The following is a 23,493-nucleotide window of genomic DNA, read 5'->3' as shown; positions in this document are numbered from 1 at the left end:
GTGAGGTCGGCACGACGTCAACAACGACAACGACGGGTTTCACCGGTGGGAGCCGGTAACGGGTGCGAAGGAGGTGAGCGGCGAGATGGCCGATCGTGACGAACCAACCGGAGCGTTGGTCCGTCCATACGCCGTGACCCGTGGTCGCACCCGTCCCCGGCTCGACATCGCGCTGGAGGCGCTCGTCGAGACGACGGTGCGCGGTCGGGCCGCTGCCAATGGCAACGGCGGCCAGGGCCGCGAACACCAGTACATCGCCGCGCTGTGTGACGGTCGCGTGCAGTCGCTCGCGGAGATCGCGGCGCGGATGCAGCTCCCGCTCGGTGTGGCCCGGGTGCTCATCGCCGACATGGCGACGGACGGCCTGGTCGCGGTCCACGAGCCGACCATTTTGGACGACTCCGACGACGCGGTGGGCACTGAACTGCTGGAGAGGGTGCTGAGTGGACTTCGCAGGCTCTGACATGTCGCACCGCCCGCCGAACCCGGGCGGCCGCGTGACGTCGGCGAAGATCGTTATCGCCGGTGGATTCGGCGTCGGTAAGACGACGCTGGTCGGCTCGGTCTCGGAGATTACGCCGCTGACCACCGAGGCCATCATGACCTCCGCTGGCGTGGGCGTCGACGACACCCGGCAGGTGCCGGGCAAGACGACGACCACGGTGGCCATGGACTTCGGCCGGATTTCGATCGACCGTGACCTGATCCTGTACCTGTTCGGTACGCCGGGTCAGACCCGTTTCTGGTTCATGTGGGACGAACTGGTGCGGGGCGCGATCGGTGCGGTCGTGCTGGTGGACACCCGCCGGCTGGCCGACTGCTTCGCGGCGATCGACTTCTTCGAGCACCGACGCCTGCCGTACCTGGTGGCGATCAACTGCTTCGACGGGATGCAGTACCACGACCCGCAGGACGTCCGGGACGCCTTGGCGATCTCGAGCGACGTGCCGGTGGTGGCGTGTGACGCCCGTAACCGGGAGTCGACGAAGCACGTGCTGATCTCGCTGGTCGAGTACGTGCTGACGATGCGCCGTACGCGCGCCGTCGCCCCGGCCTGATCCGGGACGCCGCACGCCCCGGTGGTGGCTCCGGCCGCCGTCGGGCGCTGCCAGCCGCCCCGGTGAGTGTCGCCGCGCTGGCTCGTCGCTCGGACGAGCCAGCGCGCCGCCGAGCCGCCTCCTGACGATCCTGGAAGCCGCCGGCCCCTCTCCTGGGGCGGCAGGCCACCCACGGTCCTCGCGAGGCGGCTTCTGCGTGCCCGAGGGGATCGTCCTGCTGACACGGAAACGCCCCCAGCGGCCGGCTGGGGGCGTTTCGCGCGTGGGTGAAGGGTCAGGTCAGGACTGGTAGCCCGCCGAGCGGTACTCGTACTCCCGGTCGTCGTCGCGGTCGCCGTGGTCGCGGCTGAAGTCCCAACCGCCGGCCGCCTCGCGACCGGGCCGACCGCCCACTGCGAAACCGCCGATCTCCTGGCCGCGACGCCAGCCACGGAAGTAGCCGGTCGTGTTCTCCGCGAGGCTTGCCGCATCACGCACTATGCGCAAAGGGCGCTCCTCGCGCAGCGGCGAACCCGGCACCAGGTTGGCCTGCGGCACGCGCTTCGGCAGCCCGGCGTTGGTCTCGGCACCCACCGCCGGGCGGGCAGCCTGCTCCGCGGCCTGCCAGCCGGTGTCGGCGGTGGTCGACCAGTCCAGGTCGGACTCCTCGGCCTGCCCGACGAACCAGGCCGACTTGGCCTGCGCGAAGATCAGCAGATCGCCGTCGCCCTCGTCGGCGACCGGCGGCGGCCGGTGCTCCATGGGCGGGGGCCGGTGCTCGACCGGAGGCGGCGGCCGGTGCTCGACCGCGCGCTCGGTGCGAGCGGCCGCCCGACCGTTGCGAGCGGCCTGCTCGCGGTCGACCAGGCGCAACGGCGGCGTCTCCAGGTGCTGGTCCGCGGGAGGATTGAGCCCCTCGCGCAGCGCCCGGTCGGCCAGCGGCGGCGGCTCCACCAGCCGCAACATCGGCGGCTCCGGCGGCAGGTCGTCCGCCAACCACGGCGGGGTGACCCGACCGTCGGCCCGACCCGGGTCGGTCGGGGCGTCGACACCGCGGCTGCCGCCGTACGAGTAGGCCACCGGGTTGTTCGGTGAGCTGTCGGACGGGTCCTCCGGGTTGTTGACCAGCGGCCAGTTCGCACGGGAGCCGGGCGCTGCGGTCTCCTGCCCCGGTCGGGGCGTCGGCACCGGAATGCTGAGGTCGGTGGCGCTGAACCCGCCGGTAGGTGGCTCGTCGACCGGGCGTTGCAGGTGGCTCGGCCGAGGCTCCCCGTTGGTCTTGGGGCGGGGCGGAATGACCGTGCGCTGCCGCTCGGCCCGCGCGCTGTTGATGGCCGCGGTGGTCAGCGTCGGCCGGAACGGCTCACCGGCCTCGGCCGGCGGCACCATGCCCCGCTGCGCCGGCGCGATCGGGGTGATCCCGGGCGGCGGAGGCGGCGGTGCGGAGACGGGCCGGTTGGTCGGGCCGTCGATCCGGCTCGGAAGCGGCTCGCTGCGACTGGGCAGCGTGGACGGCGGCGGACCAGCCATCGCCGCCGGAGTCATCGGCGCGGGTGCGACCGGCGGCGGCGTGACCGGCGCGGGTGCGACCGGCGGCGGCCCGAGCGGGCGGGGCGACGCCAACGGCGCGTTGCCGGGGACCGGCTCGGGACGGCTGCGACGCCCGACAGCGGGCGCCGGGTCGGCGGCGGGCGGAGCGGACCGGACCGACCGCAACCCGGCGTTGGTGCCGGCGAGGCCGGTCAACCCGGTGGTGCCGGCCAGACCGGTCAACTCGCCGACGGACTCGCCGCGGCGGGCGGCGGCCCGGCGGCCGGGTGCCTGGGCCGGCGTGCTGACCCGCGAGCTGAGCGCGCTGACCAACGCCTCACACCCGGCGTCGCAGGCCCGTACGGAGGCGACGGCCTGACGGACCGTCTCGGCCACCGCGGACGTGAGCGCCCGGTTGACCGCGGCCCGTCGGGGTGTCTCGGAGATGGCGACCCGCAGGGCGGTGACCGCCTCGTTGATCTCCTCGGCGTCGGCGACGCCGTCCGCGGCGAGGTGCGCGGCGATGGCATCCGCCGCGACCGACACCTCGCGGCCCCGGGCCACGGTGCCGCCGAGCATTCCCGGCTCGGGCAGCGCGTCCAGCACGGCCAGAGAGACCGGCTCGGCCGGGTCGGGGTAGGCGCGCAGGGCCGCCGGGTAGAGCTCACGCAGAACCTCGCGTAGCGCCACGGCGGCGGAGTGCCGGCCACTGGCCAGCGCGGCGTGCGCGGAGAGCACCTGCTTGTATCCGGCGAGGTCCCGGGGCGCCGGCAGGGTGACGGCGGAGAGCGCCCCCGCCTGCAACGCGCGGGCGAGGCCGACCGCGCGTCGTTCGGCCGGAGGCGACTGCATCTCCTCAAGGGAGTCGTCGTCGGCGAACCGTTCGGCGAAGTCGTCCACCGAGTCGTCGTCAGCGATCGCCAGGGGTCGCCCCGCCGCGCTCAGCAGCGACGTGACCGTGTGGTCGTCGCTGTCGGCGGCGATGGCCGCACCGCTCGGCCCGCCCGACCGCTCCACGAGCAGCGCGACGAGCTGGGCGTAGCCAGCGGCGTCATCGCTGATCTCGCAGACATGCAGCAGACGGCCTGCGTCGTCGACCACAGCGGACGTCAGCGTCGAACCGGCGGAGGCCGGTCGGTCAGCCGGATCCGCCGAGGCCAGACCGCAGTAAACGCGCACGAGCGCCACGGCGTCGTCCTCCTCCCGGGACAGGTCTTTCCTCTGCCAGCAACTGATGCTCCCCGGTACGGGTCAGTCGCGCCAGTCCACCACCGCAGAGATCTTGCCGACAATGGTGCGCCAACCCAAACTTGCGGTCTGCGCCCCGATCTTCTTCAGCCGTCGCCGAGCCATGAACGCGCCGATCCCACCGTTGGCGGTGCCGCGCAGAGCCTCGTCCAGGTCGTCGAGACTGGAACCGGCGGAGAGCATGTCGAGTACCGCAGGCAGCCGCAATGCGTACGAGAGGTCACGCGCGGCCTCGCCTGCCTCGATCAGCAGGGTCGAATCCCACGTGTCGTGACCGCCGCGCAGGTTCTCCACGACCAGGTCGAGCTCGTAGGTGTCCTCGTCCAGCGGAGCGATATCTGCCGGCTCCACCCGTTCGGACAATTCATTCCAGCTGTCCAGTTGGGACAGATCGTTGGGCGCACCGGATCGGATGAAACTGACAAGCGACTCGGGGGTCTTGAACAGCAGCAGCTTGCCCTGGTTGCTGAGGAAGACCGGCACCTCCTCGTCGTCCGCCTCGTCCGTGACGCCCTCGTCCGACTCGTCGTCGGTCTCGGTGTCGGTGGCGGCGCCGTCCCGGCGGCGCGTCGACTCGTCGTCCTCGTCGGCGAACTCCTGGGCCAGCTCCTCGTCGAGGATGACGACGGTCTCGTCGTCCTCGTCCTCCTCTTCGATCGCCTGACGGCGGGCGAGGAACGGGTCGTCCTGGTCGCGCTCGGTCACGTCGGTCGGAGTCAGCGAGCTGGCCGGTCGGTACGCCCGGAGCGTGAAGCCGGTACCGGCGGGCAGGGCGATCTCCACTGGGTCGATGCGCAGCTCGTCCCAGAGTGAGCGGTCGATCGACGCCGACGGGCGGTCGGTCTCGACCTCGTCTGGCTCGGCCGCGCCGGTGGTGTCGTCGAGCTCGGGCTCGTCGGCGTCGGGCCGTTGGGGCGACTGGCGGGCCACGCTGACCTCCGTGTGCTTCGGGTTGCCCACCCACCGGGGTCTCTGACCGGCGAGTGACTCTGGGCACATACCCTAGTCGGCGGCCCGGGGTGACCGATGCCCGCACCCCGGTCGCCGGTCGGCGCACGGGTTCGACCTGCTGGTCGTCGTCGCTGGCGAAGTGACGGTTCGACAAGTAGCGTAGCTACGCATGAAGGCCCAGGCGCTGCACGGCCATCTCGATGCTCTGCTGCTCGCCGTGCTCGAACAGGGCGCGCTGCACGGCTACGCGATCATCGAGGCGTTGCGCGCCCGCAGTGACGGCAGTCTGGATCTGCCCACCGGCACCATCTATCCGGCGCTGCGTCGCCTGGAACGCGCCGGTCACGTGGCGAGCACCTGGAGCACTGTCAGCGGCCGGGAACGGCGGACGTACCAACTCACCGACTCCGGCCGGCGGGCGCTGGCCGGGGAACGGGCCGGTTGGCGTGAGTTCCAACTGACAGTCGGCCGGTTCCTCGATCCCGGCACCCCACCCACCCGGGCCTGACGCGACCCGGCTGACGCCCACTCCGGCCGGGCCCGCTCCCGCCGGCCGGTGGTCAGCGGGTGGTGGCCAGCAGCCAGCCCCGCGCCGCGCGGGTGAGTGAGAAGTAGGCGCCGCCCACCAAGAACACCCCGATGATCATCGGGGGCCAGTGCAACGCCGCGTCCCAGAGGTTGAGCGACCAGGTGAACAGGGCGCTGCCGGCCACTACGCCGAGGATCAGGACACCGGTCAGGCCGGTGCCCACGGCACGCTGGGCCAGAGCCAGGCCCGGCCGGGGCGCCCGCGCGCTCGCCCAGACCACCAGCAGGCCGGCCGCCGAGAGCACCAGCGCGCTCAACCAGATCCAGTCGACCGAGTTGGAGAGCAGCAGATAACCGGCTGGCGGGCGAGGGCCACCACTCCAGCTCGACCCCCGCCAGGTCAGATCACCGGCGGCCACCCCCACCCCGGCGATCGCCAGCATCCGCAGGGAGAGGCCACGCAGGGCGCCCACCGCCAGCTCGGCCTGCCAGGACGGGAGCACCTGCGCCGGGGAGCCGAACTCGGCCACCGCCCGGCGCTGCGCCTCGGTGGGTGGCACCCCGCTCTCGCGGTACGCCTCGACGGCGTCCAGCAACCCGTGCCGGGCCTCGGTCAGCAGGTCGGACTTGAGTCGCGCCGGCCCCTGCAACCGGGCGGCCAGCTCCCGCAGGTGCTCGTCGACCATCACGTCCTCACCGCGCAACATGGCACCACCCTGCCACGGACTCCGGCCGGTCGACGTCGGGGAGAACCCTGGTCCGCCCCGGAGGCGGGTCAGGGGGCGAGCGCCAGGTAACCCCGTTCGGCCGCGGCCTGGAGCAGCCACTGGTCCCGGTACCAGCCCGGGGCCGCCACCAACTCGGCGTGCCGACCGCGCTGGATCACCCGACCGCCGTCCAGGACCACTATCTCGTCCAGCTCGGCCAGCCCGCTGAGCCGGTGGCTGATCAGCAGCACCGAGTGCCCGGCGGGGCTGGCGGCGAGGGCGGACGCGAGCACCGCGTCCGCGGCGGCCGGGTCCAGACCTTCGGTGGGCTCGTCGAGCACCAGCACCGGCGGCGCGGCGAGCAGTGCCCGGGCGAGCGCCAGCCGCTGCCGCTGCCCGCCGGAGAGCTGCCCGCCCTCCTCGCCGACCAGCGTGTCCCAGCCCGCCGGCTGGGCGCGGACCCAGTCCAGCAGGCCAGCGGCGGCGGTGGCAGCGGTCAGCTCCTCCTCGCCCGCTGCGGCCCGCCCGAGCAGCAGGTTCTCCCGCACCGTGGCATGAAAGACGTACGCCTCGGCCAGCAGCCCGCCGACAGCGCGCGGCAGCGCTTCCTCGGCGTACGCCGAAAGATCTTGACCGTTCAGGGTGACCCGGCCGGACGCGGGCCGGACGGCGCCGGTCAGCACGGCGGCCAGTGTGCTCTTGCCGGCGCCGCTCGGGCCGACGACCGCGATCCGGCGTCCGGCCGGCAGGTCCAGGCTGACCCTGTCCAGGGCGGGCGCCCCACCGGCCCGGTACCGCACTGTCACGTCGACGAAGCGCAGGTCGTGCGGGCCGGTCAGGTCCGTCGCGCCGGTCGCCGTCGGAGCGGTCGGCGGGTCGGCGTCGAGCAGGTCCGCCACCCGGGTCAGGCCGGGCCGCAGTTGCGTCCACTGCCGGGCCGCCGCCACCAACGCCAGCGTCACCTCGACGGCGGCCAGGGTGCCGACGGCCAGGACGCCCACCAGCACCCCCCGCACGTCGGCGGCGAGCGCGACCAGCACCACCGCCGCGGCGGTCACGCCGGCGACCAGCACGCCGGCCGCGTCCACGGCGAACCCGGTGGCGGCCAGCCGACGTTCCAGCCGGGCCAGCCGGTGGGCGCGCTGCTCGGCGGCGCGCAACGCGACGTCGGTCGCCCCGAACGCGGCCAGGTCGGCGGCACCGTGGGTGAGGTCGATCGCATCGGTGGCCAGCGCGCCCCGCAGGGGGGCCACCTCGGCCGCGCTGCGGCGGGTGACCGCGGTGGCCAACGCGGGCAGCGCCACCCCGGCGACCAGCAGCCCGACGGCGAGCGCCCCGGCGGCCGGTGGTGAGATCAGCGCCGCCACGGCGACCGCCGACACACCGACCAGGGCCGCCGCCGAGGCGGGCACCAGCACCCGCAGCAGCAGGTCCTGGACGGCCTCCACGTCGGAGACCAGGCGGCTCAGCACGTCCCCCGAGCGGTGCGCCGTGCCACGGCGGGCCGCCAGGGTGGCGAAGACCCGGGCCCGGACGTCGGTGATCATGCGGAGCACCGCGTCGTGCCCGGCGAGTCGTTCGGTGTAGCGGAACACGCCACGGCTGATCGCCAGCGCCCGGACCGCGACGATCGCCACGGTGAGGCGGTCCAGCGGAGGCTGACCGGCGGCGCTCATCAGCAGCCAGGTGGCGGTGGCCATCAGGGCCAGGCCGGCGAACTCGGTGGCGGCCGCCAGCAGCCCCGCGCCGACCAGGCGGCCCAGGTACGGCCGGGCCAGTCGCAGCACCGTCCGCTCGGCGGCGGCCCGCCCGCGCGGTGCGGCGTCGGTGGCGGCCCGCCCAGGCGGCGCCGGGTCGGTGACCCCGTCTGCCGGGCCCGGCACGGGTGCCGCGTTCATCGAGTGGCCCTTCCGGTCGGCTCGGGCGTCAACTCGGTGACCCGGCCGTCCTCGACGCGCAGGATCCGGTCGGCGTCGGCCAGCAACGCGGGACGGTGTGCGACGAGCAGCGCCGTCCGCCCGGCGACCAGGCGACGGGTGGCGTCGAGCACCACCGCCTCGGCCGCCGTGTCGAGTCGGGCGGTGGGTTCGTCGAGCAGCACCACCGGGACGGAGCGCAGGAACGCCCGGGCCAGTGCCACCCGCTGCCGCTGACCACTGGACAGCCCGTGACCGCGTTCGCCGAGCAGGGTGTCCAGACCGTCGGGCAGACCGGCCACCACGTCGTCCAGGGCGGCGTCGTGCACCGCGGTGGTGAGCACGTCGGCCGGGGTGTCCGGCGCGCCGAGGCGGATGTTGTCGGCCAGCGAGGCGGCGAAGAGGTGCGCCCGCTGCGGCACCCAGGCGAGCTGCCGACGCCAGGCGTCCGGGTCGGCGGTGGCGAGGTCGACCCCGTCCACGGTGATCCGGCCGCTGGTCGGTGCCACGAAACCCAGCAGCAGGCCGAGCAGGGTGCTCTTGCCGGCGCCGCTGGGCCCGATGATGGCGATCCGCTCGCCGGGTCGGATGGTCAGGGTCACGTCGCGCAGCGCCGTGGTCCGCTCGTACGCCACCGTCACCCCCTCGAACCGGATCTCGGCCCGCGCGTCCGGCACGGAGGCGCCCTCGGCGGCCCGGGGCGCGGTAGGTGCGGCGGAGACGGTCAACGCCTCGTCCAGCGCGGCCAGCCCCTCCATGCTGGCGTGGAAGCGGCTGCCGGCGGCCCGCAGCGGCAGGTACGCCTCCGGGGTCAGGAGCAGCACCAGCAGCGCGGTCTGCAGGGCCAGCCCGCCGCCGAGCAACCGGATGCCGACCGGCACCGCGACCAGCGCCACCGAGAGGGTGGCGACCAGTTCGAGGACCAGCGCGGAGAGGAACGCGATCCGCAGTGTCTTCATGGTGGCGACGCGGTGCCCGTCGGCCATCCGGCGCACCACGTCGGTCTGCGCCCGGGCCCGCCCGAACGCGCGCAGCGTGGGCAGCCCGGCGACCATGTCCAGGAAGTGCCCGCCGAGCAGCGCGAGGCGCCGCCACTGCCGCTCGGTGGCGGCCTGCGCCTGCCAGCCGAGCAGCGCGCCGAAGACCGGGATCAGCGGCAGGGTCAGCGCGATGATCACCGCCGAACTCCAGTCGGCGAAGACGACCCGGGCCAGCACCGCGAGGGGCACCGTCACGCTGAGCACCAGTTGCGGCAGGTACCCGGTGAAGTACGCGTCCAGCGCGTCCAACCCACGCCCGGCCAGGGTGGCGATCTCACCGGCCCGCTGCCCGGCCACCCAGCCGGGCCCGTGCCGGCCCACCGCGCCGAGCAGGTCGGCCCGCAGCGTGGCCTTGACCGTGGCGGCGACCCGGGCCGAAACCGTGCCCTGCGCCCAGACCAGGGCCGAGCGGGCGGCGACCGCGACCACGAAGCCGGCCAGCGCCGGTCGATCCAGTCGACCGTCGATCGCGGTGGCCAGCAGCGACGCGAGCGCGGTGGCCTGCGCCACGATCAACCCGGCGGCCAGCACCCCCAGGAGCGCGAGCACGGCAAGATCGCCCCGGGCCGCAGGGACCCGGCGCAGCAGACGCGGGTCGAACGGACGGCGTCTCACCAGTACACCGGTGCCCTACCGTCGGTCCGTCCTCGAAAAACCCACCAGCACATCGCCTGGAAGCCTAGTAGGGCCGGAAGTAGCGGCAGCGCCACCCAGCCCAGCAGCCGCAGAGTCGGCGCGCTGGCGGCCGCGTCAGCCACCAGCAGCGAGGCGTCCGGATCGATCGTGGACACCAGCACGTAGGGCCAGAGAGCTGCTCCGACCAGCAGCACCGGCAGCGCCAGGGCCGTGCCGGTGGCGACCAGAGCCCACCCCGGCCGCCGCCGGGCCAGCGCCGCGCGGGCCGCCAGCAACGCCGCCACGAGCAGCACGGGCAGGAGTACGGCCACCGCCGGCCGCTGCACTGCGTCACGTACCCGGGCGGAGAGCAGGCCCACGACGGTGGCCAGGGCGACCGCGGTGAGCGCCACCGGCACCAGCCGGCGGGCCGTACGGCCGACCACGGCGGCGGCCTCCGCCGACAGTCGCAGGGTGAGGAAGGTCGCCCCGTGCACCGCGACCAGGGTGACCATGGCCAGACCGGCGGCGGCCGCGAACGGGGTGGCCAGGTGTGTCACCCCGGCGACGTGCCCGTCGGCCTTCAGGGGTACGCCCTGCAACAGGGCGGCCAGCAGCACACCCCAACCCAGCGCGGCGAGGGCGCTGCCGATCACCACCACGCGGTCCCAACGGGCGCGGACCCGCTCGTCACCGGGCCGGCTGCGCAACTGCACCCCGACGGTGACCAGGATGACGCCGACCAGGGCGCCCGCGACGGCCGGATAGCAGCCGGCCAGCAGCTCGCCCTCCAGGAGGGGGAACGCGCCGAACAGAATGCCCATGGCCGCCACCAGCCAGACCTCGTTGCCGAGGAAGAAGGGGCCGAGCGCGGTGAGCGCCTCCCGGCGCCCGGCCGGACCGACACCGCGGGCGAGCAGCAGCCCGACGCCGTAGTCGTAGCCGGCGAGCACCAGGTAGCTGGCGAAGAAGAAGCCGAGCAGGGCGTACCAGGCGAGGTCCACTGTCTTCTCCTCTACAGCAGGGCGGGTTCGGGGTGGGCCGGCTCGCTGGGCGGTGCCGGTGGGCGGCCGAGCGCCGGGTCGGCCGCGCCGCGTCGGGCGTGCCGGGCCAGCAGCACCCAGTTGGTGACGGCGAGGGTGCCCAGCAGCAGGCTGAACCCGATCAGCGAGGTGAGCATCAGCGGGGCGCTGACCGGGGAGACGGCCTGCTCGGTGGGGAGCAGCCCGTACGCCACCCAGGGTTGACGGCCGACCTCCCGGGAGATCCAGCCGAGGATCACCGCGATGAACGGCAGCGGCAGGGCGAGCAGGAGCAGCCAGAGCGGGAAGCGCAGTCGGATGACCCAGTCCCGGAAGAGCAGGGGCAGCAGCAACCACAGGCAGCCGAGGGTGAAGCCGATCAGGATCATGAAGCCCAACCCGACGCTGGCCAGCACCGGCGGGGTGTAGTCGCCGGGGCCGAACCGCGTGGTCCACTCCGCGATCAGCGCCTGGCTCTCCGGGCTGTCGCCGCCGAACTTGGTCGGCTGCACCGAGCCCACCGGGCCGAACTGGGCGAACCCGAAGCCCTGCACCATCGTGACGGCCAGTGCCGCGGTGACCAGGCCGACCCGCAGCGAGGTGCGGAAGAACGCGAAGTCCGGGGTACGCCGGATCAGGTGCCAAGCGCTGACCGCCGCCATCAGCATCCCGCCGACCAGCACCGCCGCCGAGACCACGTGCCCGAAGGCCATGCCGAGGCTGGGGTTGCCGAGCAGCGCGCCGAAGTCGGTGAGGTGGGCGATTCCGTCGCGGACCTCGTAGCCGACCGGGTTCTGCAGCCACGAGTTGGCCACCATGATCCAGAACGCCGAGGCGTACGCGGTGATCGCCACCCCCCAGAGCAGCGCGAGATGGACGCCCCTGCCGAGCCGGTGCCAGCCGAAGATCCACATTCCGAGGAAGGTGGACTCCAGGAAGAACGCCACCAGCGTCTCGATGGCCAGAGGTGCGCCGAACACGTTGCCGACGTAGCGCGACAGGCCGCTCCAGTTCAGCCCGAACTGGAACTCCATCACGATGCCGGTGGCGATGCCGAGCACATAGTTGATCACGTAGAGCTGGCCCCAGTAGCGGGTCAGCCGCTCCCACTTCGGGTTGCCGGTGATCACCCAGGCGGTCTGCATGCCGACGAGCAGGGTGACCAGCCCGAGCGTGACCACCACGAACAGGAAGTGGATCGAGGTGGTGGTGGCGAACTGCAGGCGGGCGAGGAGCAGGGTGTCCATGACCAACCCTCCATAGCGTTGGCTCCCTTATCGTAGCCACCCTACACGTAGTTTGCCTACACGTAGGATCTACTACGTCCCGTCGTAGAAAATGCTACTACGTTATGTAGTGCTAAGGGGGTCGCGCTCGGCCCCGACCCTCAAGTCGCCGCATCCGGCGACTGGCCCGTCCGCCCCGCCCCGCCCCGTCGAGGCACCCCTCCCGCCCGCGCCGGCCTCTCGCACCCCACCTCGACGGGTCGAAGCCCGCCCCGCCCGCCCGCGCCGGCCTCTCGCACCCCACCTCGACGGGTCGAAGCCCGCCCCGCCCGCCCGCGCCGGCCTGTCCCACCCCACCCCGACGGGTCGAAGCCCGCTCCGCCCGCCCGCGCCGGCCTGTCCCACCCCACCCCGACCCGTCGAAGCCCGCCCCGTCCGCTCGCGCCAGTCCTGCCTAGGTCCGTCGAGGCCCGGTCCCGCCCGCGCCAGCTCCTCCTCGGTCTGGCCTGCCTCGGCCCGGCCTGCCTCATCGATCATGGAGTTGTGGTGGGTATAAAAGCGTCTTACAAACCTAAAACAGGCACCACCACTCCATGATCGACTTGATGGAGTCGCGATCTTGCATTTGCTGTCCCGGCATAAGGGGCATTCAACGCTTTTCGACGACCGAAACTGCAAGATCGGCGCAGGCGCAGGCGCAGGCGCAGGCGCGGGCGCAGGCGCGGGCGCAGGCGGGGGCGGGCGGGCGCGGGGCACGGGTGCGTGCCTGCCCTCCGCCGTGTCTTGCCGTCTTGGGTGTGCCCGGTGGCGTCAGCTCAGGAAGAGGGTGACCGGGAGGGCGACCAGCGTGGTGGCGACCGCCAGGGCGGTGGCGCCGAGCACTCGGGGCGGCCGGTCACTGACCAGCAGGCGCTGCACCCGTACGTCGAGATCCCGGTCGCCCATGCCCAGCGCGCCGGCCGGGGTGATCCGGTGCCCGGCGGCGGCGAACCGGCGCAGCGCACCCGCCAGCGGCGCCTCGGCGTGCAGCTCGCGGGCCTTGTCGTCGGCGCGCATCTCGACCAGCAGGGCGACCCGCTCGTGCGCGTCGCGCACCCAGCCGAACCACGGCAGCGCCCGGCACAGCGCGGTGAACGGCAGCAGCACCAGGTCGTGCCGCTCGTGGGCGTGCGCACGCTCGTGACTGAGGACTGCGGCCAGCTCGGCGCGGTCCAACAGGCTCAGGGTGCCGGCGCTGATCACCACCTGCGGCTTCACGCCCGGCAGGCAGTACGCGGCGGCGCTCGGATGATCCAACACCAGCGCGCCCGGGGCGGCCGGGTCGTTCCGGGCGACCAGGGAGAGCAGGTCCCGGTGGCGACGCTGGGCGCGTACGGTGCCGTGGATGCTGCGAACCGTCGTCGTGACCAGCACCGCTCCGATGCCGAAGCCCACACCGACGCCGGCCAGGTGGAACGTGCCCACCCCGATCGGCAGGGCGCCGTGGGCGAGGTCGTCGGCCAGGGCGAGCAGTGCGCTACCGGTCGACCGGTCGTACGCGCTCAACCCGAGCGCCATCGGTAGACCCATCGCCGAGAGGCCCAACGCCAGCCCGACGGCCTGCCAGCAGATGATCGCCACCCGCGGGCTGCGCCACGTCCAGGTGGAACGGGCCAACACCTGGGCGGTCAGATAGCAGGCCAGCATCGTGGCGGCGAAGTGCACGGCGTAGGCCATGGCGCGCGCCCTACCGCTCCGCTGTCTCGCCGGCGGCTCGCCGGCCCGCCGGCCTGTCCACCCGGTCGGTCAGGGCGTCGTCCCTGCCCGCGTCACCGCCGGTGGAGCCCGGCCCGGTCAGGCCGGCTTCGTTGCCCAGGGCCGCCCGCAGCACTTCGGCCTCGGTGCCGGTCACCGAGCGGGCGAAGCGCACCAGCGCGGCGTCCCGGCTGCCACCCAGGTCGAGGGCGTCGAGCATGAGTTGAGCGATGTGCGCCTCGCGGCTGGCCGCCGGACGATACCGCCAGGCCCGACCCTCCCGCTCCCGTTGCACCATGCCCTTGCCGGCGAGCCGGTCCAGCACTGTCATCACAGTCGTGTACGCCAGCTCACGGCCGTCGAGCGCGTCGGCCACCTCGCGCACGGTCACCCCGTCCGACGTGCCGGGAACCACGTCCCACAGCACGTCCATCACCGCACGCTCAAGATCGCCCAACCGAGTCACGAACCAATCCTACCCCCGGTAGTAGACCCCCACCCGCCCGTCCCCATCCGCCCGCCCCCACCGGCCCGTCCCCACCCAGCACCAACCCACCGGCAACCAACCCACCCACCCTCACCACCAGCGATCATGAGATTGACCGGGCCGAAAGAGACCAAAGCCCCCGCCAGCCTCATGATCGCCAGGGTGAGATCGGCGGGACAGGACAAGCGCAGGACAAGAACAGGGGTGTTGCTGCCTCCGAAACGCTGGAGGCAGCAACACCCCTGAAGTTGCCGTGGATCTGACCGGCCGCCGCCAGCGAACCCGGATCAGCACGCCAGCGGACCCGGGCGGGGCCGTGCGCTGCGGACCCGGGCGGGGTGCGCGGGGCGGGCGGACCCGAGCGGGGCGGGGCGGTGCGGGGTGGAACCGCCCGACGGGGTCAGCCGACGCCCCGCCGACCGGCAACCCGACCCGAGGCAGAACCCCCAAGCTGACCCACCCCGACGAACCCGGCCCACGTCAGGTTTTCCGGGGGGAGCCCGCCCACGCAGGGATCAAGCCTGACCGCCCGGAGTGGGCGGGCTCCCCCCGGAAAACCGCAACCGGAAAACCACAAGAACGAAGAGAGACGATCACACCCCCTTGGGATGCCACACCGTCTTCGTCTCCAGCAGCGCGGTCATCGGCGCCACCCCCGGGTCACCGGTCCAGTCGTGGTCGGCCGGGGCCGGCCGGAGCACCCGCTTGAGGTTCTCCGCCGCCCTGACCTCCAGGTCGGTGGCGAGCGCGGCGTCGGTGACCCCGGTCAGGTCGATCGCGTTGACGTCCATGTGCGCGGCCAGCGTCGGCGCGGTTTCGGTGATCGCGCCGGTGAGGATGTTGACCACACCGCCGGGCAGGTCGGAGGTGGCCAGCACCTCGGCCAGCGTCACGGCCGCCAGCGGCTCGCTCGGGGACGCCGCCACCACCACCGTGTTGCCGGTGACGATCGCCGGAGCGATCACGCTGACCAGGCCGAGCAGCGCCGGACGCTCCGGGGCGACCACCGCGACCACGCCGGTCGGCTCGGGCGCGGAGATGTTGAAGTACGGGCCGGCGACCGGGTTGGCGCCGCCGTACACCTGGGCGAGCTTGTCGGCCCAGCCGGCGTACCAGACCCAGCGGTCGACAGCGGCGTCCACCTCGTCGCCGGGGATGCCCAGGGCGACGAACTGTTCGCGGCGGCCCTCCAGCATCTCGGCGGCCCGGTAGAGGATCTGACCCCGGTTGTACGCGGTCGCGCCGGCCCACCCCTTGACGGCGGCGCGGGCGGCGACCACCGCGTCCCGGGCGTCCTTGCGGGAGGCCAGTGACACATTCGAGGACTGCACGAGATACGACCGTCCCGACTCGCTGCGCGGGAACTTCCCGCCGATGAAGAGCTTGTACGTCTTGCGTACCGCGACCCGCTCAGACATTGAGGTAGCCCTCCAGCCCGTGCCGGCCGCCCTCGCGACCGTAGCCCGACTCCTTGTAACCACCGAACGGCGAGGTGGGGTCGAACTTGTTGAAGGTGTTGGCCCAGACCACGCCGGCGCGCAGCCGGTCGGCCATCCACAGGATGCGGGAGCCCTTGTCGGTCCAGATCCCGGCCGACAGCCCGTACGGCGTGTTGTTGGCCTTCTCCACGGCCTCGGCCGGGCTGCGGAAGGTCAGCACGGACAGCACCGGGCCGAAGATCTCCTCCCGGGCGATGCGGTGTGCCTGGGTGACGCCGGTGAAGATGGTCGGCGCGAACCAGAAGCCGCGGTCGGGCAGCTCGCACGGCGGCGACCAGCGCTCGGCGCCCTCGGCGGAGCCGGCGTCGGACAGCTCGCGGATCCGCTCCAGCTGGGCGGCCGAGTTGATCGCGCCGACATCGGTGTTCTTGTCCAGTGGGTCACCGACCCGGAGCTGGGCCATCCGCCGCTTCAGCGACTCCAGCACCCGGTCGGCCACGTTCTCCTGAACCAGCAGTCGGGAGCCGGCGCAGCAGACGTGCCCCTGGTTGAAGAAGATGCCGTTGACGATGCCCTCGACGGCCTGGTCGATGGGGGCGTCGTCGAAGACGATGTTGGCGGCCTTGCCGCCCAGCTCGAGGGTGAGCTTCTTGCGGGTGCCGGCGACGGATCGGGCGATGGCCCGGCCCACGTCGGTGGAGCCGGTGAAGGCGACCTTGTCCACGCCGGGGTGTTCGACCAGCGCGCGGCCGGTCTCGCCGGCGCCGGTGAGGATGTTGACCACACCGGCCGGCAGCTCGGCCTGCTGGCAGATCTCGGCGAAGAGCAGCGCGGTCAGCGGGGTGGTCTCGGCCGGCTTCAGCACCACCGTGTTGCCGGCGGCCAGCGCCGGGGCGATCTTCCAGGCCAGCATGAGCAGCGGGAAGTTCCACGGGATGACCTGCGCGGCCACGCCCATGGGCTGCGGATTCGCACCGAAGCCGGCGTACGGCAGCTTGTCGGCCCAGCCCGCGTAGTAGAAGAAGTGCGCGGCGACCAGCGGCAGGTCGACATCGCGGGACTCGCGAATCGGCTTGCCGTTGTCCAGCGACTCCAGCACGGCCAGCTCGCGGGAGCGCTCCTGGATGAGCCGGGCGATCCGGTACAGGTACTTCGCCCGGTCCCGGCCCGGCATCGGGCCCCAGACCTTGTCGTACGCCTTGCGGGCGGCGCGCACCGCGCGTTCCACGTCCTGGGCACCGGCCTCGGCGACCTCGGCCAGCACCTCCTCGGAGGCGGGGTTAATCGACTTGAAGCTGCCTCCGTCGGTCGGGTCGACGAACTCACCGTCGATGAACAGCCCGTACGAGGGTTTGAGGTCCACCACCGAGCGGGACTCGGGGGCGGGGGCGTATTCGAACATCGGCTATCAGTCCAGGGTGAAGTAGTCGGGACCGGAGTAGGTGCCGGTCGTCAGCTTGGTGCGCTGCATCAGCAGGTCGTTGAGCAGGCTGGACGCGCCGAAGCGGAACCAGTCCGGGTCGAGCCAGTCCGGGCCGACGGTCTCGTTGACCATCACCAGGTACTTGATCGCGTCCTTGGTGGTCTTGATGCCACCGGCGGGCTTCACGCCCACCTGCCGCCCGGTCGCTTCGCGGAAGTCGCGCACCGCTTCCAGCATCACCAGGCTCACCGGCATCGTCGCCGCGATCGGGACCTTGCCGGTGGAGGTCTTGATGAAGTCGCCGCCGGCCAGCATGGCCAACCAGGAGGCCCGCCGGACGTTGTCGTAGGTGGCCAGTTCGCCGGTCTCCAGGATCACCTTGAGATGGGCGTCCCCGCAGGCATCCTTGGTGGCCACGATCTCGTCGTAGACCTCCTTGTATCGCCCGGCCAGGAACGCACCCCGGTTGATCACCATGTCGATCTCGTCGGCACCGGCCGCGACGGCGGCCCGGGTGTCGGCCAGCTTGATCTCCAGCGGTGCCTGACCCGAGGGGAACGCGGTCGCCACGCTGGCCAGGTGCACGGCCGAGCCGCGCAGCACCTCGGCCACGTGGGGGACCATCGCCGGGTAGACGCAGACCGCGCCGACGTGCGGGCAGGACGGGTCGGCCGGGTCCGGGCGCAGGGCCTTCGCGGCGAGCGCGCGTACCTTGCCCGGGGTGTCCGCCCCCTCCAGGGTGGTCAGGTCGACCATCCGGATCGCCAGGTCGATCGCCTGGGCCTTGGCGGTGGTCTTGATGGAGCGGGTGCCGAGCTGTGCCGCCCGCTGCTCCGCGCCGACCTGGTCCACGCCGGGCAGGCCGTGCAGGAAGGTCCGCAGAGCGGTCTCGGATCGTCCCAGCTCGGAGAGCTCCGACCGGGCCGACGTCGTTGTCGCCGTCATGCTGGGAAGTCTACGCACCGGACCGCCGAGTGATCTTGCTCACGAGCGCTCGCCGCCGTCCGGACGTGAGCGGCGTCCCTGGTCCGACCGCACCCGCACCGTCGCGCGGTACGGACCGGTAGGTTGAGCGATCGTGGACGTACACGTCATTGACCACCCGCTGGCCCAGTCCAGGTTGACCGCCATGCGGGACGCGCGCACCGATTCCTCGACGTTCCGGGCGGCGCTGCACGAACTGACCACCATGCTGGTGTACGAGGCGGCGCGCTCCTTCCCCGTCGAGCGGTACCCGGTGCAGACGCCGGTCACCGGCACCGAGGGCACCCGGCTGGCCAACCCGCCGCTGCTGGTCCCGGTGCTGCGCGCCGGGCTGGGCATGGCGGACGCCGCGCTGGGTCTGCTGCCCGAGTCCTCGATGGGTTTCGTGGGCCTGGCCCGCGACGAGGCGACCTACGAGCCCCGCGCGTACATGGAGTCACTGCCACGCGACCTGGCCGGGCTGCCGGTGCTGGTGCTCGACCCGATGCTGGCCACCGGCGGTTCGCTGGAGCACTGCTGCCAGCTGCTGGCCGACCGAGGCTGCACTGACATCACAGTGCTCTGCGTGCTCGCCGCCCCGGTCGGCATCGACCGGCTGGAGCGCTCCGGCCTGCCGTTGCGCCTGGTCACGGCCTCGATCGACGAGGGGCTCAACGACCACATGTTCATCGTTCCCGGCCTCGGCGACGCCGGCGACCGACAGTTCGGTGGCATGCCCCGCTTCTGATGCCAGACCCGGTCGGTGCCGGGTCCGGCGGGGTCCGTGCGCGGGGTGCGCGGACCCGCTACCGTCTCCGGCCATGACTGGTGTTGCGCTCGCCGAGGAGTTGCTGCTCCTCGCCTACGACGACACGACCGGCAAGGCGACGATGCCACGGATCAGCCTGGACCTGGGCATGGCCGCCGCGGTGCTGGTCGAGCTGGCCCTGACCGGCCGGATCGCGTACGCCGACGGGTCGCTGGCGGTGATCGACCCGACGCCGACCGGCGAGCCGTTCAGCGACGATGTCCTCAGCCGGATCGCCGCCGACACCCCACACAGCCCGGCGTCCTGGGTCCAGCGTCTCCGGCACGGCCTGCGCGACCGGATCCTCGCCGACCTGTGCCGGCAGGGCGTCGTCCGGGACGTCGACGAGACCGAGCTGGGCTTCATCCACGTGCACCGTTACCCGGTCGTGGACACCTCCGTCGAGGCGGAGACCCGGCAGCGGCTGGCCGAGGCGCTGACCGGCGCGGCAGCCCCGGACGAGCGGACCGCCGCGCTGGCCACCCTGGTGGTGGTGCTCCGAATGGAGTCCGCGCTCGGGGTGAGCGGCGAGGCCGCCGCCGACGCCCGCCGCCGGCTGACGGAGATCGCCACCGGCGCCGGGTTCTCCGGTGAGGTGAGCACCGACGACTCGGTGGTCCGCCCGTCGGTGGGCCTGGTCGTCGCCGCCCTGGCCAAGGCCGTCGACCAGGCCCTCGGCAAGCGCGCCTGACGGTCGGACCCAGCACGCCCCTGCCACCCTTTGCTCTGCACCCGTTGATGCACCACGAGCGGCCGGCGCTCGGCGTCCGCCGCAGGCCGGCCCCCCGATGGTGTACGGCACATGGCCCACGTCGCACGGCAGATGGCCCACGTCCCACGGCACCTTCACGCACGGCCCACGGCCCACGGCGCATCCGCGGGTGCAGAGCAAAGGGAACGTGCCGGACGGCGAACGCCGCATGGCGCATCCGCGGGTGCAGAGCAAAGGGAACGTTCCGGGTGGATGGGTCCTGCGCGGCGTCAGATGCCGAGCGCGGCGCCGACCTCGGCCCGCAGCCCGACGACCGCCTGCGCCGCCCGGCTGCGGGCCGCCGGGACGTCGCCATCCGTGACCGGCTCCACCACCTCGAGGTACGCCTTGAGCTTCGGCTCGGTCCCGGACGGGCGGATCACCACCCGGGTCATCGCGGTCCGCAGGATCACCACGTCCGACTCGGGTAGCAGGTCCCGGACGCTGTCCACCGGTTGCCCGAGCAGGGTGGCCGGGGTGGCCGCCCGGATCCGGGCCATCGCGTCGGCGATGATCCGCAGGTCGTCCACCCGGGCGGAGAGCTGGTCCGTGTGGTGTACGCCGAACTCGGCAGCCAGCTCGTCCAGCCGGTCGGTCAGCGTGCGACCCTGCGTCTTCAGGCCGGCGGCCAACTCGGCCACGGTCAGCGCGGCGGTGATGCCGTCCTTGTCCCGGACGTGTTCCGGGGCGACGCAGTAGCCGAGCGCCTCCTCGTAGCCGAAGACCAGCGGCGCGCTTCCTCCGCCGGCCCGCACGATCCACTTGAAGCCGGTCAGCGTCTCGTCGTAGGGCAGCCCTCGGGCCGCGCACATGGCCCGCAGCAGTGACGACGACACGATGGTGGTGGCGTAGAGCCCGGTCACCCCCCGGCGCATCAGGTGATCGGCGAGCAGGACGCCCACCTCGTCGCCGCGCAGCATCCGCCAGCCGTCGCGGTCCCGGACGACCACCGCGCAACGGTCGGCGTCCGGGTCGTTGGCGATGGCGAGGTCCGCGCCGGTGGAGTCGGCCAGGGCGATCAGCCGGTCCACAGCGCCCGGCTCCTCGGGGTTGGGGAACGACACGGTGGGGAACGCCGGGTCCGGTTCGGCCTGGTCGGGCACCACCCCGGGAGTGGGGAAACCAGCGCTGGCGAAGGCGGCGGTGAGCACCGCCGCGCCGACCCCGTGCAGCGGGGTGTACGCCACCGTCAGGTCCCGTGGCCCGTCCGGGTCGATCACCACGGTGGCCCGTTCGACGTACGAGGCGACCAGATCGTCGCCGAGCACCTGGCCGGGGCCGCCCAACGGCACCTGGGTCAGCGGCCCGACCGCTCGGATGGCGGCCTCGATGCCGGCGTCGGCGGGTGGCACGATCTGCGCGCCGGCGCCCAACTCGCCGCCCAGCTCCGCCCCGAGGTAGACCTTGTAGCCGTTGTCCTGCGGCGGGTTGTGGCTGGCCGTGACCATCACGCCGGCGACACCGCCGAGGTGCCGCACGGCGTACGCCAGCACCGGGGTGGGCAGCGGGCGGGGCAGCAACAGCGCCGGGCGGCCCGCGCCGGTCGCCACCTGCGCCGTGCGCTCGGCGAACTGCCGGGAGCCGTGCCGGGCGTCGTACCCGATCACCAGCGGACCGGTGCCACCCTGGGCCGCGAGCCAGGTCACCAGGCCGGCAGCGGCCTGGGTGACAACGGCGAGGTTCATCCCGTTCGGGCCGGCGCGCAGCGGGCCGCGCAGGCCCGCCGTGCCGAAGGTCAACGGGCCGGCGAACCGGTCGGCCAGCTCCGGGCCGCTCGCCGGGAGACCGTCGAGCACCGCCGTCAGCTCGTCCCGGCTGGCCGGGTCGGGGTCGTCGGCCAGCCAACGCCGGGCTTGGTCACGAATGTCGTCGATGTCAGTGCTGTCCGCCGCCATGCCCCTTGATAGCACGGCGACGGATCACCCCTGTGGCTTCCCTCCGGCTCAGCCGTTCCCGGTGAGCTGGAACGTCCGTGCCATCTCGTCGAAGATCGCCTTGCTCTCCGCGAACTTGGCGTCCGTGGCGGTGAGGTAGAACGAGTACGCCTTGCCGTCCTGCGCGACGCCCCGCCAGACGCCGTGCCGCATCGTGTCACCCGCGCCGCAGGTGTACTCGAATTCGGCTGCCGGCTTGCTGGCCAGTTCGGTCTCGGTGGAGGAGATCTGGTTGTACGGCTTGACGCAGGAGGTGCTCCGGGTCTTGAGGCCGTTCTCGGCCGTCTCGGCCCACCGGGTGGAGCTGCTGGTCCACTTCTCGGTGATGATGCGGACCTTGCGGCCGCTGTCGGCCGGGTCGATGTAGTCGGTGTACGAGCCGCCGGTGGCCTTCTTCCAGCCCTTGGGCACCATGACCTGAATCCCGCGGGCCGAGTGCTCCTGCATCTCGACGGTGGGGGCCGCCGGGGCGGACGTGGTGGGCTGCGCGGCCGGGGTGCTCGGTGGGGCTTCGTCGCCGCCGGAGAGCGCCACCGCGGTGACCAGCAGCACGACGACCAGACCGCCGGCCGCGGCGAGCTGCACCTTGCGCGGCCAAGCCTTGACCGTGGTGACGAGCTGACCACCGGTGGCCCGGACCTTGTCCAGCGCGCTGCCGCCCGAAGCGGCGGGTGTGGTCGCCCAGGGCTGGCCGGTGCCCGGCACCGACCACTGGTTGCCGCCGCCGTAGGTGCCGCCGACGCGCTGGGTGGCCTCCGGTGCCGCGCCGCCGTACCCGACCTGCTGGGTGGCGTCGGCCGGGCTGCCGTAGCTGACCCGCTGGGTGGCGTCGGGGTGCCCGCCGGCGTCCACCCGCTGGGTGGCGTCCGCGTTGCCGCCGTAGGTGCGCCCGGCCGCCGGTCGGCCCGTGGTCGGCATCGCGCCGGTCGGCGTGTGCAGCGGACCGGCCAACGCGTCGGCGCTGGTCTCGTCGAGACCCCCGGCGGTGTCGGCCGGGCGAGCTGCCGCCGGCGGGCGTTCGCCCCGGCGCAGCGAGGCCAGCCGGTCGGTCAGGGACTCGCCCGGGGCCAGCATCGCCTTGCCACCGATCTGGCTGTCCGGCTTCGGCTCCGGCTGGGCCGGCGGGAGGACGGGGACCGGGCGCTGCTGCACCGGCACCACGGCGTACGGGTCGGTGACCGAGTGCACCGCCGTCGCCGTGCTGCCCAGCGGCCCGGCGAGCAGCTCGCGCAGCATGGCCCGGGAGGTGTGCACGTCGAGTCGGCGCGCCGGGTCCTTCTCGAGCAGACCCATCAGCACCCGGGTCAGCGGGCCGCTGCGCTGCGGGGGCGCGGGCGGGTCCTCCACCACGGCGTGCATGGTCTCGATCGGGTCGCCCTTGTCGAACGGGGGCCGCCCCTCGACAGCCGTATAGAGCGTCACACCCAGCGAGAAGAGGTCACTCGGTGGGCCGAACTCCTGGCCCATGGCCCGCTCGGGCGAGATGAAGTGCGGCGAGCCGAGCACCATGCCCGGGGTGGTGAGCTGCACGTCGGTGGGCATCCGGGCGACCCCGAAGTCGGTCAGCACGCAGCGCCCGTCGGTGCAGATCAGCACGTTGGCGGGTTTCACGTCGCGGTGCAGCACGCCGATCGCGTGCGCGACCTCCAACGCGCCGAGCAGCGCGATGCCGATCTTGGCGACGGCCCGGGGCGCGACCGGCCCGTCCTCGATCACCATGTCGGCGAGGCTGCGGGCGTCCAGCAGCTCCATCACGATCCACGGCCGGCCCGCCTCGGTGACCACGTCGTACACCTGCACCACGGCCGGGTGCTGGATGGCGGCGGCGGCGCGGGCCTCGCGCAGGGTGCGTTCGTACATCGCGTCGCGGTCGCTGGGGGCCAGCCCCGGGGGCAGGACGACCTCCTTCACCGCCACGTCACGGCGCAGCAGGGTGTCTGTGGCGCGCCACACCGTGCCCATGCCGCCGTTGCCCACCGAGGATCGCAGCGAGTACCGGTCACCAATGGTGGTGCCGGGCGCCGCTCGTCCGTTGGGGGGACTGACTGGTCCGCCGCTCCACGTCGGGATCTGAGTCACAGAAAAGCCACCGGGGGAAATCGAGGGGGGCTGGGACACAACCCCCCTATCTTGC

19 protein-coding genes are annotated in these 23,493 nt (G+C 73.1%); 5 read left to right on the top strand and 14 right to left on the bottom strand.

Annotated elements, in window-relative coordinates:
• Positions 1-85: 85 nt before the first annotated feature.
• Together ACZ6NZ_RS00630 and ACZ6NZ_RS00625 are read left to right on the top strand one after the other, a co-directional pair.
• Positions 86-463, top strand: a complete 378-nt coding sequence (locus tag ACZ6NZ_RS00630) for a DUF742 domain-containing protein (RefSeq protein WP_030329021.1) — start codon at positions 86-88, stop codon at positions 461-463.
• Position 464: 1 nt separating this feature from the next.
• Entirely contained in the window at positions 465-1,058 is a 594-nt protein-coding gene (locus ACZ6NZ_RS00625; protein ID WP_139581860.1) for a GTP-binding protein, read from the top strand.
• A 279-nt stretch (positions 1,059-1,337) separates the two neighbouring features.
• Here ACZ6NZ_RS00625 and ACZ6NZ_RS00620 read toward each other — a convergent pair whose 3' ends face one another.
• Complete coding sequence (locus tag ACZ6NZ_RS00620) at positions 1,338-3,779, bottom strand: transposase (protein ID WP_465855880.1); 2,442 nt, start codon at positions 3,777-3,779, stop codon at positions 1,338-1,340.
• Between the two features lie 39 nt (positions 3,780-3,818).
• Positions 3,819-4,775 carry a DNA primase gene (locus tag ACZ6NZ_RS00615; protein WP_465854590.1) on the bottom strand — a complete coding sequence of 319 codons (957 nt, stop codon included), beginning with the start codon at positions 4,773-4,775 and terminating at the stop codon, positions 3,819-3,821.
• A 160-nt stretch (positions 4,776-4,935) separates the two neighbouring features.
• On the opposite strand from ACZ6NZ_RS00615, the gene ACZ6NZ_RS00610 reads away from it, so the two are divergent.
• Positions 4,936-5,274 carry a PadR family transcriptional regulator gene (locus ACZ6NZ_RS00610; RefSeq protein WP_366612698.1) on the top strand — a complete coding sequence of 113 codons (339 nt, stop codon included), beginning with the start codon at positions 4,936-4,938 and terminating at the stop codon, positions 5,272-5,274.
• Positions 5,275-5,326: 52 nt separating this feature from the next.
• Here the strand turns inward: ACZ6NZ_RS00610 and ACZ6NZ_RS00605 are convergent, their stop codons facing one another.
• The 10 genes from ACZ6NZ_RS00605 to deoC form a co-directional block, all read right to left on the bottom strand.
• Positions 5,327-6,001 carry a permease prefix domain 1-containing protein gene (locus ACZ6NZ_RS00605; RefSeq protein ID WP_465854588.1) on the bottom strand — a complete coding sequence of 225 codons (675 nt, stop codon included), beginning with the start codon at positions 5,999-6,001 and terminating at the stop codon, positions 5,327-5,329.
• Between the two features lie 68 nt (positions 6,002-6,069).
• Positions 6,070-7,899 carry a thiol reductant ABC exporter subunit CydC gene (cydC, locus tag ACZ6NZ_RS00600; protein ID WP_465854586.1) on the bottom strand — a complete coding sequence of 610 codons (1,830 nt, stop codon included), beginning with the start codon at positions 7,897-7,899 and terminating at the stop codon, positions 6,070-6,072.
• Positions 7,896-9,572 carry a thiol reductant ABC exporter subunit CydD gene (gene cydD, locus ACZ6NZ_RS00595; protein ID WP_465854584.1) on the bottom strand — a complete coding sequence of 559 codons (1,677 nt, stop codon included), beginning with the start codon at positions 9,570-9,572 and terminating at the stop codon, positions 7,896-7,898. The genes cydC and cydD overlap by 4 nt, the downstream gene beginning before the upstream one ends.
• Positions 9,569-10,576 carry a cytochrome d ubiquinol oxidase subunit II gene (locus ACZ6NZ_RS00590; RefSeq protein ID WP_465854582.1) on the bottom strand — a complete coding sequence of 336 codons (1,008 nt, stop codon included), beginning with the start codon at positions 10,574-10,576 and terminating at the stop codon, positions 9,569-9,571. The genes cydD and ACZ6NZ_RS00590 overlap by 4 nt, the downstream gene beginning before the upstream one ends.
• A gap of 11 nt (positions 10,577-10,587) precedes the next feature.
• Positions 10,588-11,841 carry a cytochrome ubiquinol oxidase subunit I gene (locus tag ACZ6NZ_RS00585; RefSeq protein WP_465854580.1) on the bottom strand — a complete coding sequence of 418 codons (1,254 nt, stop codon included), beginning with the start codon at positions 11,839-11,841 and terminating at the stop codon, positions 10,588-10,590.
• A 789-nt stretch (positions 11,842-12,630) separates the two neighbouring features.
• Positions 12,631-13,536: a M56 family metallopeptidase gene (locus tag ACZ6NZ_RS00580; protein ID WP_465854578.1), complete on the bottom strand. Its 906-nt coding sequence runs from the start codon at positions 13,534-13,536 to the stop codon at positions 12,631-12,633.
• A 10-nt stretch (positions 13,537-13,546) separates the two neighbouring features.
• Entirely contained in the window at positions 13,547-14,020 is a 474-nt protein-coding gene (locus ACZ6NZ_RS00575; RefSeq protein WP_465854576.1) for a BlaI/MecI/CopY family transcriptional regulator, read from the bottom strand.
• 614 nt (positions 14,021-14,634) lie between these two features.
• On the bottom strand, positions 14,635-15,459 hold the full coding sequence (locus ACZ6NZ_RS00570) for an aldehyde dehydrogenase family protein (RefSeq protein WP_465854574.1): 825 nt from the start codon (positions 15,457-15,459) through the stop codon (positions 14,635-14,637).
• Entirely contained in the window at positions 15,452-16,882 is a 1,431-nt protein-coding gene (locus ACZ6NZ_RS00565) for an aldehyde dehydrogenase family protein (RefSeq protein WP_465854572.1), read from the bottom strand. Before ACZ6NZ_RS00565 ends, ACZ6NZ_RS00570 begins: the two co-directional genes overlap by 8 nt.
• 6 nt (positions 16,883-16,888) lie before the next feature.
• Positions 16,889-17,848 carry a deoxyribose-phosphate aldolase gene (gene deoC, locus ACZ6NZ_RS00560; RefSeq protein WP_465854570.1) on the bottom strand — a complete coding sequence of 320 codons (960 nt, stop codon included), beginning with the start codon at positions 17,846-17,848 and terminating at the stop codon, positions 16,889-16,891.
• A 133-nt stretch (positions 17,849-17,981) separates the two neighbouring features.
• Here deoC and upp point away from each other — a divergent pair, with 133 nt between their 5' ends.
• Positions 17,982-18,614, top strand: coding sequence for a uracil phosphoribosyltransferase (gene upp, locus ACZ6NZ_RS00555; RefSeq protein ID WP_355009488.1), 633 nt, complete (start codon positions 17,982-17,984; stop codon positions 18,612-18,614).
• Between the two features lie 73 nt (positions 18,615-18,687).
• On the top strand, positions 18,688-19,365 hold the full coding sequence (locus ACZ6NZ_RS00550; protein WP_366612688.1) for a GOLPH3/VPS74 family protein: 678 nt from the start codon (positions 18,688-18,690) through the stop codon (positions 19,363-19,365).
• 290 nt (positions 19,366-19,655) lie between these two features.
• On the opposite strand, the gene ACZ6NZ_RS00545 is transcribed toward ACZ6NZ_RS00550, so the two are convergent.
• Both ACZ6NZ_RS00545 and ACZ6NZ_RS00540 read right to left on the bottom strand, forming a co-directional pair.
• Positions 19,656-21,320, bottom strand: a complete 1,665-nt coding sequence (locus tag ACZ6NZ_RS00545; protein WP_465854567.1) for a phospho-sugar mutase — start codon at positions 21,318-21,320, stop codon at positions 19,656-19,658.
• A gap of 48 nt (positions 21,321-21,368) precedes the next feature.
• Positions 21,369-23,438 (bottom strand): serine/threonine-protein kinase, encoded by a 2,070-nt coding sequence (locus tag ACZ6NZ_RS00540; protein ID WP_465854565.1) that lies wholly within the window; start codon positions 23,436-23,438, stop codon positions 21,369-21,371.
• Positions 23,439-23,493 lie beyond the last annotated feature (55 nt).

It is taken from the genome of Micromonospora sp. NPDC047756 (assembly GCF_055587245.1).
Note: the sequence above shows the minus strand (reverse complement) of the source record. Positions and strands in the feature narration are given on the sequence as shown.